This is a genomic window from Massilia niabensis (genome assembly GCF_042655085.1).
Taxonomy (GTDB): Bacteria; Pseudomonadota; Gammaproteobacteria; order Burkholderiales; family Burkholderiaceae_D; genus Telluria; species Telluria niabensis.
In genome coordinates, this window is sequence record NZ_JBHSMU010000011.1 from 57,845 (window position 1) to 73,438 (window position 15,594).

The 15,594-nt window shown below is 63.1% G+C and carries 12 protein-coding genes; 6 read left to right on the top strand and 6 right to left on the bottom strand.

Annotation, left to right across the window (positions count from 1 at the left end):
* The first annotated feature begins 11 nt into the window (after nt 1–11).
* Both ACFPN5_RS11555 and ACFPN5_RS11560 read left to right on the top strand, forming a co-directional pair.
* Nucleotides 12–962: a glycoside hydrolase family 43 protein gene (locus ACFPN5_RS11555; protein WP_379783449.1), complete on the top strand. Its 951-nt coding sequence runs from the start codon at nt 12–14 to the stop codon at nt 960–962.
* Nucleotides 963–1,017: 55 nt separating this feature from the next.
* Complete coding sequence (locus ACFPN5_RS11560) at nt 1,018–1,959, top strand: LysR family transcriptional regulator (RefSeq protein WP_379783317.1); 942 nt, start codon at nt 1,018–1,020, stop codon at nt 1,957–1,959.
* A gap of 40 nt (nt 1,960–1,999) precedes the next feature.
* Here the strand turns inward: ACFPN5_RS11560 and ACFPN5_RS11565 are convergent, their stop codons facing one another.
* The 3 genes from ACFPN5_RS11565 to ACFPN5_RS11575 all read right to left on the bottom strand — a co-directional run bounded on the left by ACFPN5_RS11565 (nt 2,000) and on the right by ACFPN5_RS11575 (nt 3,653).
* Nucleotides 2,000–2,833, bottom strand: a complete 834-nt coding sequence (locus ACFPN5_RS11565; protein WP_379783319.1) for an HDOD domain-containing protein — start codon at nt 2,831–2,833, stop codon at nt 2,000–2,002.
* Nucleotides 2,834–2,904: 71 nt separating this feature from the next.
* Nucleotides 2,905–3,186 (bottom strand): hypothetical protein, encoded by a 282-nt coding sequence (locus tag ACFPN5_RS11570; protein WP_379783321.1) that lies wholly within the window; start codon nt 3,184–3,186, stop codon nt 2,905–2,907.
* Nucleotides 3,183–3,653: a MarR family winged helix-turn-helix transcriptional regulator gene (locus ACFPN5_RS11575; protein ID WP_379783323.1), complete on the bottom strand. Its 471-nt coding sequence runs from the start codon at nt 3,651–3,653 to the stop codon at nt 3,183–3,185. Before ACFPN5_RS11575 ends, ACFPN5_RS11570 begins: the two co-directional genes overlap by 4 nt.
* 118 nt (nt 3,654–3,771) lie before the next feature.
* Here ACFPN5_RS11575 and ACFPN5_RS11580 point away from each other — a divergent pair, with 118 nt between their 5' ends.
* The gene (locus ACFPN5_RS11580; RefSeq protein ID WP_379783325.1) at nt 3,772–4,674 is read left to right on the top strand and encodes a DMT family transporter; all 903 of its coding nucleotides are present in this window, start codon (nt 3,772–3,774) and stop codon (nt 4,672–4,674) included.
* A gap of 22 nt (nt 4,675–4,696) precedes the next feature.
* On the opposite strand, the gene ACFPN5_RS11585 is transcribed toward ACFPN5_RS11580, so the two are convergent.
* Complete coding sequence (locus ACFPN5_RS11585) at nt 4,697–7,624, bottom strand: alpha/beta fold hydrolase (RefSeq protein WP_379783327.1); 2,928 nt, start codon at nt 7,622–7,624, stop codon at nt 4,697–4,699.
* Nucleotides 7,625–8,022: 398 nt separating this feature from the next.
* Between ACFPN5_RS11585 and ACFPN5_RS11590 the strand changes: the two genes are divergently transcribed.
* Entirely contained in the window at nt 8,023–8,961 is a 939-nt protein-coding gene (locus tag ACFPN5_RS11590) for a GlxA family transcriptional regulator (protein WP_379783329.1), read from the top strand.
* Between the two features lie 467 nt (nt 8,962–9,428).
* On the opposite strand, the gene ACFPN5_RS11595 is transcribed toward ACFPN5_RS11590, so the two are convergent.
* Together ACFPN5_RS11595 and ACFPN5_RS11600 are read right to left on the bottom strand one after the other, a co-directional pair.
* Entirely contained in the window at nt 9,429–10,157 is a 729-nt protein-coding gene (locus ACFPN5_RS11595; protein WP_379783331.1) for an alpha/beta hydrolase, read from the bottom strand.
* Nucleotides 10,158–10,399: 242 nt separating this feature from the next.
* The gene (locus ACFPN5_RS11600; RefSeq protein ID WP_379783333.1) at nt 10,400–11,461 is read right to left on the bottom strand and encodes a DUF5694 domain-containing protein; all 1,062 of its coding nucleotides are present in this window, start codon (nt 11,459–11,461) and stop codon (nt 10,400–10,402) included.
* Between the two features lie 286 nt (nt 11,462–11,747).
* On the opposite strand from ACFPN5_RS11600, the gene ACFPN5_RS11605 reads away from it, so the two are divergent.
* Together ACFPN5_RS11605 and katG are read left to right on the top strand one after the other, a co-directional pair.
* Complete coding sequence (locus tag ACFPN5_RS11605; protein ID WP_379783335.1) at nt 11,748–12,974, top strand: hypothetical protein; 1,227 nt, start codon at nt 11,748–11,750, stop codon at nt 12,972–12,974.
* A gap of 356 nt (nt 12,975–13,330) precedes the next feature.
* On the top strand, nt 13,331–15,556 hold the full coding sequence (gene katG / locus ACFPN5_RS11610; protein ID WP_379783337.1) for a catalase/peroxidase HPI: 2,226 nt from the start codon (nt 13,331–13,333) through the stop codon (nt 15,554–15,556).
* The last annotated feature ends 38 nt before the right edge of the window (nt 15,557–15,594 follow it).

Consider the following 15,594-nt stretch of genomic DNA (forward strand, 5'->3'; position numbering starts at 1 on the left):
AAGGAGACATGATGCTGAAAACCTGCGTACTCGCGGTGGCCTGTGCCGCCTCGGCCCTCGCCCAGGCCGCCAACCCGATCGTCACCAACATCTTCACGGCCGACCCGGCCGCGCTGGTGGACAACGGCCGCGTCTATCTGTACGTCGGCAAGGACGACGCGCCGGAAGGGGGCAAGGACTACGTGATGAACGAGTGGCGGGTGTACTCCAGCTGCGACATGAAGAAGTGGACCGATCACGGCTCGCCCCTGCGCTACAGCACCTTCAAGTGGGCCAAGAGCGACGCCTGGGCCTCCGACATCGTCAAGCGCAACGGCAAGTACTACTTCTATTCGACGGTGTCGCACGCGACCATCCCCGGCAAGGCGATCGGCGTGGCGGTATCGAACAGCCCGACCGGCCCGTTCGAAGATGCCCGCGGCACCGCGCTCATCACCAACGACATGACGAAGGAAACCAGCATCGGCTGGGACGACATCGACCCCGCCGTCTTCATCGACGACGATGGCCAGGCCTGGCTGTACTGGGGCAACACGGTGATGAAGTACGCCAAGCTGAAGCCGAACATGCTCGAACTCGATGGCCCGATCCATACCGCCGGCCTGGAAGCGTTCACCGAAGCGGCTTACGTGCACAAGCGCAAGGGCACCTATTACCTGTCGTACTCGCGCCACTTCCCGGAAGAGACGGTGTACATGACCGGCCCTACGGCCACCGGCCCCTGGTCCTTCGGCGGCGTGATCATGGAGAAGAACAGCAACGTCAAGACCATCCACCAGGCGATCGTCGACTTCAACGGCAAGTCCTACATCTTCTACCACAACGCCAAGCTGCCGACCGGCGGCGAGTACCGCCGTTCGGCCGCCGTCGAGGAACTGCGCTACGGCCCGGACGGAAAAATCCTGCCGGTGGCGCAGACGGCGGAAGGTCCGGCCTCGAACCCCTCTCCGGGCTGCAAGTGATAACCGTTTGGTGTTATTTCTGCCGGAAGAATATCGAAACTGATATTATTTTCTGATGGATACAACCAACCCGAACTGGTTTTTGAAGGCGCGCCTCAAGACGCGCCAGCTCCTGCTCCTGATCGCGCTCGACGACTACCGCAACATCCACCGGGCGGCCGACGAACTCCACATGACGCAGCCCGCAGCCTCCAAGCAGATCAAGGACCTGGAGGAGATGCTGGACGTGCGCCTGTTCGACCGCCTGCCGCGCGGGATGGAGCCGACCATCTACGGCGAAACGATGATCCGCCATGCACGCATGGCGCTCACCAGCCTGGCGCTGGCGCACGACGACATGCTGGCGCTGAAAGCCGGCCTGGCCGGGCAGGTGGAAGTGGGGGTCATCATGTCGCCCGCGATGGCGCTGCTGCCGCGTGCCATCGCGCGCATCAAGGAGCAGGCGCCGCTGCTGCGCATCGGCGTGCACCTGGAGCCGAGCAACGTCCTGCTCGACAAGCTGCAGCACGGCACGCTCGACTTCATGATCGGCCGGATTCTCGAGAAGGAAGATTCGGCGGGCCTGGTGTACGAGGAGCTGACCGAGGAGCCGGCCTGCGCCGTGGTGCGTCCTGGCCATCCGCTGCTCGAGCAGAAAGGGCTGGCGCTGGAACACATCGCCGATCGCCCGTGGATCCTGCCGCCGCCGGGCAGCATCCTGCGCCACCGCTTCGACATGATGTTCCGCCGCGCCGGCCTGCAGCCGCCGGTGAACGTGGTGGACACGACCGCGCTGCTGCTCATTACCGCGCTGCTGCAGCAGACCGACTCGCTGCACGTGATGCCGCTGGAAGTGGCGCAGTACTACGCCTCGCTGAACGTCATGCGCATCCTGCCGATCGAGCTGCCCTGCAAGATGGACGCCTTCGGCATCATCCGCCAGCAAGACCACCTGCTGGCGCCCGGCGCCGATCTGCTGCTCAAGCAGGTGCGCCTGGCCGCTGCCGAGATTTATTGAGAATCTACTGAGACCTTACCGAGAAGCGGTGTCGCGGCGTTCAGATCAAGGCCGCGGTCAAACTCTGTACCTCGTGCGCCGACTCTTCCATGATCCGCGCCAGCGTCCCGTCGCCCACCGCAAAATCAATGGAGATCGCAGCCGCCGCCGTGGTCGCCCCGGGGCGTTCCAGCAGGGGCGAGGGTACCGGCGACAGGTCGTTCGCCAGCAGCAGGGTATCGCCCAGCGTCTCGGGCGGCAGCGCGCGCATGCCGTTCCACATCGCCTCGATCGACCCCATCACCGGTGCCGGCACGCCCAGGCGCAGCAGCACGCCGCGGCCGATGGCCACTTCGCCGTGCTCGAGCCATTCGTCGGCGTCGCCATCGAGCAGGCCCGGATACTCGTGCGCCCGCGACAGCAAATAAAAGCCGCCCACTTCATGCACGATGCCGGCAAACATCGCCGTCTCCGGATCGACAAACGACACCCGCCGCGCGATCACCTGCGCCAGCGCCGCCACGTGGGCGGTGTGGCGCCACAGGGCGTCCGCTTTCGCGCGCAGCTGCGGGTCGGTGATTTCGCTGCTCAACTGGCGCACGATGACGGCGGCAGCCAGCGCCCCGAGCGTGCGGAAACCCACGCGCTGCACGGCCGCACGCACATTGGTCACGTCGGCGCCGGAGCGGTTATAGGTAACGGAATTGGCGATCGCGACGGTACGCGCCGCAAGCAGCGGCTCGGCCTGCACCAGGCGCGCGGCGGCGTCGGCGTGGCATTCGGGATCGTTCAGGGCTTGTTGCAGCCTGAGCGTGGCGTCGACATTTGTCGGGAAACTGAGTTCGCCGCGGATGGCCTGGGCCGCGATACTCTTGAGGGCGTCAAGTCTGTCCATCGAAAAATTATACCCTCAAGGAACAGACGTGCCCCAGACAAACTTTGCTCTAGGGCACTTTTACAACGCAATCACTCTTCGCTGAAGATCGCGTCGCAGCCGTCTTTCAGCTCTTCGGTGTCCTGCAGCTCATCGACCAGGCCCAGGTCGATCAGTTCCTCGACGGCGTTCATGAAATTGTTCACTTTCATCGCACCGATAAGGCGGTAGATTTCGCCCGCCTCGTTGCGCACGCCGATCAGCATCTTTTCCTGGCGCACTTCCTCTTCCGGCGCCACGTCGAGCAGGATATTGCCGATGATGTGCTTGTCGAAGTGGGCGGGCTTTTTGCCCTCGAGCAGGGTAGTTTTCAAGATTCTTCCTTTTGTTGTAGTGATAACGGGACCGGGCGTCCGGCCTGATTGATGCGCTCGCGCAGCTTCTTCAGCGCGCCGTCCAGCTCGTCGAACTCGGCATCCCCGAAACCCGCGAACAGCTGCTTGCCGTGCGAGACCACTTTCGGGAACACGTCGCGAAATACCGCATCACCGGCGTCGGTCAGGCGTACGTAAAACGAACGCTTGTCGTCGCTGTTGCGCTCGCGCAGCACCAGGCCCTTCTGCTCGAGGCGTTCGATGACACCCGTCAGCGTGCCCTTCGTGATCAGGGTGCGCTCGCCCAGTTCCTTGTAGCTCATGCCCGGCGTATTGCCAAGCGTGGCAATGATGTCGAACTGCGCGTGCGTCAGGCCGTACTGCCGCACCGATTCGCCCGAATACCGCTCGAAGCCTTGCAGGCACTCGGCCAGCAAACGGACGCTCTTTAAATATCGTTCCCCCATCCCGGAATTATAGCCGCCAGCAGCACTTTGCCACCTGCGGTTCGCCCGCTGTTCCCTTTTTACTGCCGAGCGGCGTACCATAGCCGCTTTTGCCGATCGGCTATAACGCATTGCTCACATGACCCGCCACCTCCACGGCATCCTCGCCCTGTTGCTCGTCACCCTGGTATGGGGCACGACCTTCCCCGCCATGAAAGACCTGACCGGCCACTTCTCGGCGGTATGGATCATCCTGGTGCGCTTTGCCCTCGGCGCGCTGCTGCTGTCGCCCTTCCTGTGGCGCGGCAAGCTGGACGACATGCGTTCCGGCGCCATCCTCGGCGTCCTGCTGTTCTTCTGCTTCGTGTTCCAGGTCGAAGGCCTCGCGCTGACCACCTCGAACCGCAACGCCTTCATTTGCGGCCTGAACGTGCTGGTGGTGCCGTTGCTGGGCGTGCTGGGCGGACGCCTGCCGGAACGCCGCATCGTGCTCGCGCTGGCGATGTCGGTTGCCGGCCTGGCGGCGCTGTGCTGGGACGGCGGCGCCTGGGGCCTGGGCGATTCGCTTGCCCTGATGAGCGCGCTGTGTTTCGGCGTCTACATCAAGGTGATGGAAGTGCGCACCCGCCGCGCCACGCGCCTGCTCACCGTCACCGCCGCCCAGATCGGCACCGTCGCCCTGTGCGCCGCGCTGTGGCTGCTGGCGCGCGAAGTGCCGGGCGACGCCGCTGTCCGCAGCGCCTGGCTCGGCGGAGTGATGGAAGCCATCGGCCAGCACCGCTGGAACTTCCTCTACCTGGGCGTCATCGCCACCGCCGCCATCATCTCGCTGCAAACCTGGGGCCAGTCGCGCACCTCGGCCAACGAGGCGGCCGTCGTCTACGCCTTCGAGCCGGCCGCCGCCGCCTTCTTCGGCTTCCTCTGGCTGGGCGAGGCATTGACGCCCCGCGGCTGGCTCGGCGGCTTGCTGCTGATCGCCGGTGTGATCATCAGCCAATGGAATGCCGAGCGCCGGCCCGCCGCCGCGCTCGCCCCCGAGTGATGTCTGCTGCCGCAACGGCAAATCACGGCGATGCCTGATCCGGGCTGGCCAGGGTGACATACAGCCGGGCCATCGTTCCTCCTTCCAGCATCAGGCAGGCGCCGTTCCCACCGTTGGCGGGCGGCGTCATCCTCAAGCGGCATTGCGTGATGCCGGTCTTGTTGATGGCGTCGAGGCCGGCCTGCGAAAAATCGGTGGAATTGCAGGTCCCGGACGAGCACTCCTCGATCCGTGCGACGCCCTCGGCAGTCGCCCTGGCATCCCAGTCGCCCGCATGCAGGGCGCGCGAGGAGCCGAAATGCCCGCGTTGAACGTCCACCTCGATGTTCCTGCCGCCCGACCACGGATCGCCCGATTTGGCATGGAAGGCCACTTCCAGGCAGGCATGGCGGATCCCGGCGTTGTCCGGCAGGGATGAGGTATCGAAATGCAGGATCGCGCGGCTGTCGCCATGGGGCGCGGGCTGCTCGCTGCCTGCGGGCACGGTGCCCGCCGTGCTGCCCGCCACGGCGCCGATCCGGAGCATGTTCCCCGTCCCGACCAGGATGGTGCCCCCTTGCTCGGCGATCAGGTAGCCGGTGCACTGCGGGTCGCTGTCGAACACCAGGCGGTCGGGCTGCCGCGTCACGGTAAAGGTGGCGGTGTGCACCGGTTCCAGCTTGCCCGACAGGCTTTTCGAGCGAAAACGCAGGCGTGCGTTCTGGGCGAGCACGATCGGCGCCGTATAGGTTTCCCCATTCGTGTCCGACGGCTCGCTGCCATCGAGGGCGTCGTTATCGATCGTATACCGGGTCCATTCGCAGGGTTCGCAAACTTTCAGTTCGATGCGGACCTCGCCGACGACGTTGCCGCCCGCCGAAGGGGAAATGCGCGTCTCCGGATAATCGTCATCGTCGATCTGCCAGCCGAATGCCTGGAATGCCTCATGGCCCGCGCTGTCCTTCATATAGCAGAGGATGGCGTGCGTGCCGTTGCCGCGAATGGTGAAGCGTTTTTTGTCTACGAAGGATTTCCGGTTCGGGTTATTGGGATCGGATGGATCGGAGCCGTCGTCGGTGTAATACACCACGGTTCCGGAGCCGGCCTGGTCGGGGACCGAAATCATGGGATGGATTGGTCCCGGATATACGCCTCCAGGCTTGTCGCAACTGATCCGTGGACCGTCCTTGCACTCCATCGTGTAGGTTTTGGTCACCGTGTCGGACCAGTGGCCGGCCGCGTCGCATGCGCGGCAGGTGAGCGTCGTGGTGCCGGCGCTGTCCAGCCGGATCAGGCCCGAGGAGGTAAAGCAGGGCGAACGCCGGGTCGGCGGGGAACCATCGAGCGTGTAATAAATGGTGGGCGCCGAATCCGTGGCGTGGTGGGCAGCCAGCGCGACGGTAACGGGTGCGTCCTTGACGCCGCCCTCGTCGGAAATGCTGATGTCGGGCGGCGCCAGCGCCACCTCGGTGACGTCGGGATCGCGCACCCATTCGCCATTGACGAAATACAGGGTGATCACGGCATTCGCGCCAAGCTGGCGTGTCAGGTCGAGGTAGCCGCTGACATCGAGCCGGCCCGCGATGAAGTGCGCGGCCAGCGAGGCCTTGACGAATTCCACCGCTTTTTTCTCGTAGGTCCTGGAGACGATGGGAGAGGCCAGTCCTTCCGCATCGATCGCGATGAAATACAGCGTGGTCGTTTCGTGAATGATGGGATTCGACCTTGCGAGCCACTCGGTCTTGTCGGTACTGTAGTAGACCGTACCCTTGCTGGTCATGGTCTTGACTTCCAGGCTGCCCTGGAAGGGCGTGCCGTTGTCGGTCAGGATAGCCAGCTCGGGGACCAGGACGTTGACGCCATACGTGCGCGCCAACGGTTCCCCGCTGCCGGCCGTGAAGGTCACGTCCCAGGCGCCGTCGTGCGCCAGCGTCAGCGACTGCTGGTTCGACAGCGCGCCCTCGTGCGCTTCCGCTACGGTCTCGACCAGGTAACCGGCCTGCACCGCCCTGGTCAGGCGGCGTGCCGCATAATCGACCGTTGCGCCGGCAGGCGATACCGTGAGCGTGACCTGCAGGTTGGCCCCATAGTTGCCGCTTTCCTTGTCCACCGAGAAGCTCACCGGCGGTACGGGCGCTTGCCGGTTCAGGTAGCCCTTGAACGCATCGAACACGGCCTGTTCCTTGATGATCCGTTCATGCCCCGTTGTCCCCGAACCGACGTTAAATACCTTGTTCAGGTCGGCGCCATGGCGGCGGCTCGTATTCGGATGCATCTGGTCGACAAAATCCTCGCGCGCGATGATGCTGACGTAGCACACCTGGTTATCGTCCAGTGAGGTCGTGACCTTCCACGCTTCGTCGGGAGCGATCTGCTGCGACCGGTCGTTGGCCCCGGCCGGCGTGTCTTCGCTGGAGACGTCGCCAAAGCGGTGCGAGGCGACCTCGAACGGGCCGCCTGTCCTGAATTCATCGACGCTGCCTATTCCCGTTCCCAGGCCATAGGTGGCGCCGGCGATGCCGACAAAGGTGCCGGCCGCATCGAGGCGGTGGTCCTCATGGTTCCATTGCCCATCCGACTGCAGCCCGCGCAGGTAGCCATTGACCATGCCGCAGCCAAGCGAGTGCCCAATGAAGTCGAGTTTTTCCACGTCCAGGTAGTCGCGCACCTCGTCGACGAAACGCCTGAACGCGTCGATGTGGTTGCGATGGGGACCGAACAGGACGGGCAAGGTATTATGTTCGCCAAGGTAATCCAGGGCCCAGATCTCGCAGTCCTGGTAATCCGCGTTCTTCAGGAAGGTCCGCATGGCTTGCATGCCGTACTTCGGATCCGAAGAATTCGTCGCGTTACCGTGCACAAGGATTACCGGGCATTTCTTGCACCGCTCCCGGTGCTGTGCCTGATCCAGGCTTGGGTCGCCGCCAAAGCCCGTCAGGGTGTGTGGAAAGTCGTTGGGGAACTGGTTCATGACGAACTCCTTCCTGGCTCGTTTCCTTCACGCCTGCTTGCCCTTGCGAATAAAGTGGGTGAAGGAACGCGTTCGGCGACAGCGGGGCGTCGGGCGTGGATTCAATCTAGGCATGCGATCCGGGTGCGGCGGGAGGAAAATGGGTCTCTCTGACGCAGATCAAGGATTAGGGTGAGGAAGTTAGTGCGCCTGCAATTGTGCAAATGCGCTTTGATCGACGAGACATTTTCTGATCACAATGGCATGTTCCCACGGGTTCCGTCGGTGCGCCTCCCCGGGCTGGCCTGCAGACGCCTCGTGCCCGGCTGTTGATCTCCGGTATGATTGTGAGCCATTGATTTCGAATGCCAGCGCGCCGCCGCGCCAGACCCACGTAATGACCTCATTGACCCGCAACGATGCCCGCTGAACTGTCCGTCCTGGCCCAGGAACGGCCGCTGCGCATCCTGCTCGTGAATGCCGGCGAACCGGACGCCCTGACCTGGTCGGGCCTGGTGCAACCGCTGCGCCAGGCCGCGAAAATCCTCGGTCCCGAGCGCCTGCACGTGGACGTGCGCAGCCCCGACAAATTCACCAGCGACGCCCCGCGCCACTGGCACCTGGTGCTGCTCGCCGCCGACGAAGCGCAAGCCGGCCTGAAACCGGCGAATTTCCGCGCCCTGGTGGAACGCTGCCGCGCCGCGCCGTTCTGGGGCGGCGTCGGCGCCGGCGTGCTGTGGCTGGCCGAGGCCGGCGCCCTGAATGGCGTGAAAACCGCCTTGCCCTGGTCGCTCTACGCCGACGCCGACAGCCGCGCCGACCAGGCCGTGTTCACCCCCAACCTGTTTGAGATCGACGGCAACCGCCTGACCTGCTGCGGCGGCGCCGCCTCCGTCGACTTCGCGCTGACCCTGATCGACATCATTTTTGGCTCCAACGTGCAGGCACCGGTGAAAGAATTGCTGTGCGTCGACCGCGTGCGTGGCCGCGAAGAGCGCCAGCGCGTCGCCCTGCAGGCCCGCTTCGGCACCCTGCAGCCGAAGTTGACGGAAGCCGTGACGCTGATGGAAGCGAACATCGAAGAGCCGCTCTCGACCGACGAGGTCGCCCAGCTGGCCGGAGTGTCGCGGCGCCAGTTGGAGCGGCTATTTAAACAATATCTCGGCAGCCTGCCGTCGCGCTACTACCTGGAGCTGCGCCTGCAACGGGCGCGGCAACTGCTGATCGATACCAATTACTCGATCGTGCAGGTAGGGCTGATGTGCGGGTTTTCGTCGGGGTCGCACTTTTCGACGGCGTTTGGGGCCTTGTTTGGGAATACGCCGCGGGAGGAGCGGCAGCGCAGGTTGGCGGAGTAAGGCATGGAGGTTCGGTAGTGTCGCTGACGACCCGAAGCGACACTACCGGATATCAATTTTGTTACTGGACGATAAGAGTGACAGCCCAGTACCGACACCGATGAAGAACACGCTCGCGTATATGCAGGACCTGCCCCAGAACGCGAGATTTTCCGGGTCTACCAAAACGCCTGCCGCGCACAGAAGCATAGGTGCGACCACATTCCATGTGCGAATCTCCCGCAACCGATTCTTCAAAGGGATGGAAGGCCGGATCAGCAGCAGTGCCGTTAACCCTAGGGTAGTGAGGACCGCAGCGAAAAAGCGCTCCCCGGAAGGGGCGAAAGACGCCGTCGCTGCCACGACAGCAGCGATCGCAATTGAAAACAGAAGCCGGTTTCGGATGTCAGGAATCATACCTACCTTAGGCACGCGAACTTATTTCGAGATTGGACACACCAGGCCAACAGTCCTCTGTGGAACGTTTGTCAATTCAGATTCGAGTCCCGGTCGCAGGCGTACTTCGGATACGGCACTGGAGCGAGGAAAGTGCCGATGGCGGATGTAATCCTGGCCTTTAATTGCTCGCTACCGCCATCTTGCATATCGTTGTGGCGGGAGCCTTCGATGCGGACCACGCAGGTACTGTAGCGGCTCCGCTCTTCCTCGTTCGGCAGGACACCGGGGTCCGCAGTGGTGTCGCTGGCACGAATTGTCAGGACCTGGATACCAGCCGAGCGGGGCAACGCGACCCGCCGGCTGTCGAGGCTGATCAGGCCGGAAACGCGGTTCGGGTTGTCAGCGGCAAACTGAGCCGAACTGTCCCCGCCAAGCGAGTGCCCGATGAGGAGCAGGCGTTGCCAATCGAACTGAGGATAGCGTACGGCGACCTCGCCGATCAAGGTGGAGATCGACCGCGAGGCTACCCGGGCCATTGCTTGTACTTGCGGCGACACCGGGGCGTTCCGGTCCAATATGACGCCGCCGGCACTGTCATGCAGGGCAACCACCAGATAACCCATCTTGTTAAGATGGTTGGTGACGAATGAGTAGTCCGAACCAGAAAGTCCATATCCCGGGCTTAGGATTGCTACTGGACATGGTTTCGCATGAGTACAGGCTTGTATATTGGCTGGAGGGTGAATATCCACTGGGACGGCAGCCATGGCCATAGGCATGGCAAGCAGCAAGGGGAATAGGGCGAACAGACGGTGCATGAGATCTTTTCTTTTCCTCATAGGTGGCGCTAGTGCTGGGACCTGCCCTTCGCTTCCGACCCCAAGCGACCGAAACTGCCCGACACAGTTATGGCTGTTGAAGTTCAGGCCAACGCTGGATCAATCCCACAGATGGACTATGCCGAATCCAAAGCAAATGACAGAACTCCACAGCCGCCCTGAGCCAATTGTGGACCTAGGGTTGAGTCCGCTTACGGCCCAAAACGGACGCTAGAGTGCCTCTAGCGCAGCACCTGATCGGGCGCGACGATTCGCACATCGTGCATCTGGTTAAGGTAAGCTTCCAGATACGCTTTGTGCGCGGCACCGACGATGACAAGCGTCCGGCTGCCCGGAACAGTTCCAGACACTTCTCGGATGTTGGAAGCCATGCGCAGGTTGCGCACCTCCCAGCCGGCCACGTAACCACGGCCGAACTGTTGCGCAGAGCCTTCATTTAGCACCGCGCCGAAATCGCTGTCGTAAACAAGTTTGGCCCGTGCCGGAGCGTTGAGAGCGCGGTACAGGGCCATGACACCTTCCGCGTCTGCAAGGCGGGCATGCAAGTGTTTATTCGTTTGCCTGATTTCGGCGGACGCGGGGTTCTCCCAAGCTTTCATGATGGCTGCGCCATACGCTTTCATGTCCGTATCGGGCACGCTTCCCGCATCTGCAGTATGGTCGTCCATGCCGTAGACGCGCTCGAGCCCCAAGGCAGCTGCCAGTGGCGCGGCAATCAGGGCATCTTCACCCTGTCCGTTGTGCAATTTTTCGAGCGTTGCGACCAAGGTAGCATTGAGGCCATTGCCGGCATGCCGCTCAGCGTTTGCCAAGCGCAGCCACTGCACCAGTGCCGAGACCGGCTCACCAGCGGCGAGGAACACAGCCGCGAGGTGGCGCCGCTGCGACGCCGCAGGGACGGCAGGCCAGGCTGCAAGCAGTCGGTCGATCTCGGCGGTCGCTGCCGGCACATCGAGGCCGGTGGCAGTCTGCGCCGGCGCTGGATCCCAGCAATACCTTTGCACTGATTGCGCATAGCGCTGGGGAAACTGACGCATGAAGGCACATTGCGTGCCGGAGCGTTCTTCGATGGCGATGATCCGAGGCTTCCAGGCGAGCAAGCGGGCATGAAGGGCTTGGAGGCTTGCAGCTTGGAAGGTGGCCGGCAGATCCGCCAGGTGAGGGGTGCCAAGGACTAACACTTCGCTTGGCGAGCCCTTTGCCGGACCCTTTAATTTGCTCGGATCGAAGATTTTCGCAGGCTCTTGAGCACTTGCGCCTGCAGCGCAGAGCATCGCGGCCATTATTGGAGCAATATATTTTTTAAGCATTCGATGATGACTAAACTGATGCACGTTGGCGGACGCAGATTAGGGCAGAGAAATAAACCGGTCTAGCTTATCATTTCCAACGGGCAGCGAAACTCTCCGAATCTATCGCCGATTACAATCCTGGCGCGAAAGCAGCGTGGACGCGAGTGGCCACCTATGGTCCCGGCATGCCAGCTCACATCTGCTTACAAACCGTGCTAACCCGATCTTCAAAAGGCGTTAAGCTCTACCTTCGGCACTGAGAAGTAGGTAGCACATCATGAAGACGCAACTGCTTGAAGACATTGGTCAAAGCACAACGGTATCCCTTGCGCCTTCCAAAATAGTCGCAAATTCGAATGCAGACACACAGGTGAGAAACCTTGCGCCTGCAGGGAAGGCGCAGCCTGTCAGGCCTCGCGCTGACCTCGGCGTATGGCGGCAGAAGCCTGCAGCAGAGCCGCTTATTTCCCCGACGCAGCAGCCAGACCAACGACCGGCAACGCTGGAGTTGCAAAACGTCTTCGAGGAAATCGCGGCTCTGGAGGCACAGTTGGTGGATCCAACGCAGCAGCGTGAGCCTGCCATTGCGCCCGTCGAGCCCCCGCACGCGCTTGCCACGCCTGCAGCCGCACCTCGGCAGGAGGCTCCCACTCCCCCAGCCAAGTTTCTGCCCGAGCCTCCTGATCCTCCAGCCAAGCCTGTACATAAGCCTGCCGTTCCGCAAGCCGAGGCCACGCTTGCCCCGCACACGACGCAAGATGCGACTGTGCCGCAAGACCCTTTGTTCGACTTCACAGCCCCCTTGCCGGCACAACAGGCAGCTGATCCATTCACGCGTGCCCCGACCGGGCTGACCCAGTCCAGGAAGCGCTATCTCCTGTGGGCCGCGTGCGTGCTGTCCGGTGCACTGCTCATCCAGGGCGGCCGGTGGTTATACCAGGAGCGCAACGACGCCGGATCGCTCGCGCTCATCGCCAATGAAGCGAGAGAAAAGCCTCAGGTCGACAATGCCGTGAAGGGAGCAATCGCTCCACGGGAGCTTACGCCGGGGCCTGACAGTGACCCAAGTGTGACGCCCACTGTGCCCGCGAGCCGTCCTGTATCTACTGTGCCGCCGCTCGTGATGCTGGAACCTGAACCGTCCACTGTCGCCAAGGTTGAACAGAGCTCCCCATTGGTGGCGGACCGGGTAGAGCAGCAGATGGCGCCGAAGCCTGAACCTGTTGCGAAACAGGCGCCCGCTGCTGCGTTACCGAAACCGCCAAGCCGAACGGCAGAGAAGCAGACCGACGCGCCAGCCAAGCGGGCAACGGAAAAAGCGAAACGTGAGCCCGTGCGTCAGGTTGCACGCGCCTCCGCCGCCGAGGCAGAAAGACCGGCGAAGCGAGACACCACGATGACGGCAACGCTCCAGGCATGCAGGGAACACGGGTATAACGCGGTGCAATGCGTCAAGCGGGCCTGCGAGGTGACCCAATATGGGTTCGTTTGCCGTGGGCGTTGAGGTATAAGCCAGACATCGTCGGCGCTGCGGTTTCAGGGCCTGACGCAACTGCGCCGGCGCGTCACGCTCCAGGCGCGCTTCGGCACCCTGCAGTCGAAGCTGACGCAAGCCGACTGGCATCAGGACATCGGCGCCATCTCCCTGTATTTCACCAGCCAGAAGCTACTGCCCGCTAAGACACGCGCTTTTGTGGACTTCATTACCGAGCAGTTTCGCGCCAGCGCCTGGCATAGCGCTTCACAGCGCGACATAGATTTCGGCTTGTCGGCTATCTCGCTCATCAATAAAACAAATTGGTCTTGAGTTGTTAATTGTCATACTCTATCAAACACCAGCCCACAGCCGATAGGATCGATATGAGTGACAACAAGATGGATTTGAATACCGCCGAGAATGAACTGAAGTGCCCAATGGGACACGGCAGCAAGCCGAAGCAGACCCGCACCAACGCCCATTGGTGGCCTGATCAGCTGAATCTGACCGTCCTGCACCAGCATGCCAACCTGGGCGATCCGATGCTGGAAGATTTCGACTACAGAGCCGAATTCCAGCGGCTCGACCTCGACGCGGTCATTGCCGACCTCCATGCGCTCATGACCGATTCGCAGGACTGGTGGCCAGCCGACTATGGCCACTACGGTCCCTTCTTCATCCGCATGGCCTGGCATTCGGCGGGCACCTACCGCATCTTCGACGGCCGCGGCGGTGCGCGCTCGGGCGAGCAGCGTTTTGCACCGCTGAACAGCTGGCCGGACAATGGCAACCTGGACAAGGCGCGCAGGCCGCTCTGGCCGATCAAGCAGAAGTACGGCAAACAGCTATCCTGGGCCGACCTGATGATCCTGGCCGGTAACGTCGCACTCGAATCCATGGGCTTCAAGACCTTCGGCTTCGGCGGCGGCCGCGAAGACATCTGGGAGCCGCTGCCGATCGACTGGGGCCCGGAATCGACCTGGCTCGGCGACGAGCGCTACAGCGGCGAGCGCGAGCTGGCCAAGCCGCTCGCGGCCGTCCAGATGGGCCTGATCTATGTGAACCCGGAAGGCCCCAACGGCAAGCCCGATCCCCTGGGCTCGGCACGCGACATCAGGGACACCTTTGCCCGCATGGCGATGGACGACGAAGAAACCGTGGCGCTGGTCGCGGGCGGCCACACCTTCGGCAAGTGCCATGGCGCCGGCCCGGGCCACCACCTGAACGCCGATCCCGAAGGCGCGAATATCGAGGAACTGGGCCTCGGCTGGAAGAACTCGTACGAGAGCGGCATCGGCGCGCATGCCATCACGAGCGGCCTGGAAGGGGCATGGACTGCGACGCCGACGACCTGGGACATGAGCTACCTCGAGACCCTGTTCGGCTTCGACTGGGAACTGACGACCAGCCCGGCAGGCGCTCACCAATGGAAACCTGTCGGCGATGCGGGCCGCAACGTGCCCGACGCCCACATCCCCGGCAAATTCCACCAGCCGATGATGACCACGGCCGACCTGGCGCTGCGCTTCGATCCTGCTTACGAAACCATCGCGCGCCGCTTCCTGGACAATCCGGAGCAGTTCGCCGACGCTTTCGCACGCGCCTGGTTCAAGCTGACGCACCGCGACATGGGTCCGAAGCTGCGCTACCTGGGCCCGCTGGTGCCGCAGGAAGAGTTGCTGTGGCAGGACCCGATCCCCGAGGCGGACCACCCGCTCGTGGACGAGGCAGACATCGCCGTCCTGAAGGGGCAGCTGCTCGCTTCAGGCTTGAGTATCCCACAACTCGTCAAGACAGCCTGGGCGTCCGCTTCCACATTCCGCGGCAGCGACATGCGCGGCGGCGCCAATGGCGCCCGCATCCGCCTGGCGCCGCAAAAGGACTGGGAAGGGAACGATCCGGCCGAGCTGGCAGAGGTGCTGGCGCGCCTGGAAGCGATCCAGGAGCAGTTTAATAGCGCAGCCAGTGGCGGCAAGCGCGTCTCGCTGGCCGACCTGATCGTGCTGGGGGGATGCGCCGCGGTGGAAGCGGCAGCCAAGGCGGCCGGCCACGATATCCGGGTGCCCTTCCGGCCCGGCCGCATGGACGCCTCGCCGGAGCAGACCGACGTCGACGCCTTCGAGGTCCTCGAACCCGCCGTGGACGGGTTCCGCAACTACATTCACGCAAGGGGCGCCGGCAATGTGGCCAATGCGATGATCGACAAGGCCAACCTGTTGATGCTGACCGCGCCCGAGATGACGGCCCTGGTAGGCGGCATGCGGGCATTGGGAGCGACCAGCGGCAACGTGCAGCACGGCGTATTTAGCACCCGTGCCGGCACGCTCACGCCTGACTTCTTCATCAACCTGCTGGACATGCGCACGGCGTGGAAGCGCGTCGAGGGCAGCACGCACCTGTTCGAGGGCACCGACCGCCAGACCGGCGAGCGCCGCTGGACCGCGACCCTGGCTGACCTGATTTTCGGCAGCAACGCGCAATTGCGCGCGTTGTCGGAGGTCTATGCTGCGCGCGACGGCGAGGATCATTTCGTGCAGGACTTCGTGAAGGCGTGGACGAAGGTCATGGAGCTCGACCGCTTTGACTTGAAATACCGCAAGGCGGCCTGATCCGGTAGTGTTGGGGGCAGGCCTGCAATTCGGACGCG

Coding starts and splice junctions, on each gene's coding strand:
- ACFPN5_RS11555 (WP_379783449.1), top strand. CDS start 12: ATGCTGAAAACCTGCGTACTCGCGGTGGCCTGTGCCGCCTCGGCCCTC.
- ACFPN5_RS11560 (WP_379783317.1), top strand. CDS start 1,018: ATGGATACAACCAACCCGAACTGGTTTTTGAAGGCGCGCCTCAAGACG.
- ACFPN5_RS11565 (WP_379783319.1), bottom strand. CDS start 2,833: ATGGACAGACTTGACGCCCTCAAGAGTATCGCGGCCCAGGCCATCCGC.
- ACFPN5_RS11575 (WP_379783323.1), bottom strand. CDS start 3,653: ATGGGGGAACGATATTTAAAGAGCGTCCGTTTGCTGGCCGAGTGCCTG.
- ACFPN5_RS11580 (WP_379783325.1), top strand. CDS start 3,772: ATGACCCGCCACCTCCACGGCATCCTCGCCCTGTTGCTCGTCACCCTG.
- ACFPN5_RS11585 (WP_379783327.1), bottom strand. CDS start 7,624: ATGAACCAGTTCCCCAACGACTTTCCACACACCCTGACGGGCTTTGGC.
- ACFPN5_RS11590 (WP_379783329.1), top strand. CDS start 8,023: ATGCCCGCTGAACTGTCCGTCCTGGCCCAGGAACGGCCGCTGCGCATC.
- ACFPN5_RS11595 (WP_379783331.1), bottom strand. CDS start 10,157: ATGCACCGTCTGTTCGCCCTATTCCCCTTGCTGCTTGCCATGCCTATG.
- ACFPN5_RS11600 (WP_379783333.1), bottom strand. CDS start 11,461: ATGGCCGCGATGCTCTGCGCTGCAGGCGCAAGTGCTCAAGAGCCTGCG.
- ACFPN5_RS11605 (WP_379783335.1), top strand. CDS start 11,748: ATGAAGACGCAACTGCTTGAAGACATTGGTCAAAGCACAACGGTATCC.
- katG (WP_379783337.1), top strand. CDS start 13,331: ATGAGTGACAACAAGATGGATTTGAATACCGCCGAGAATGAACTGAAG.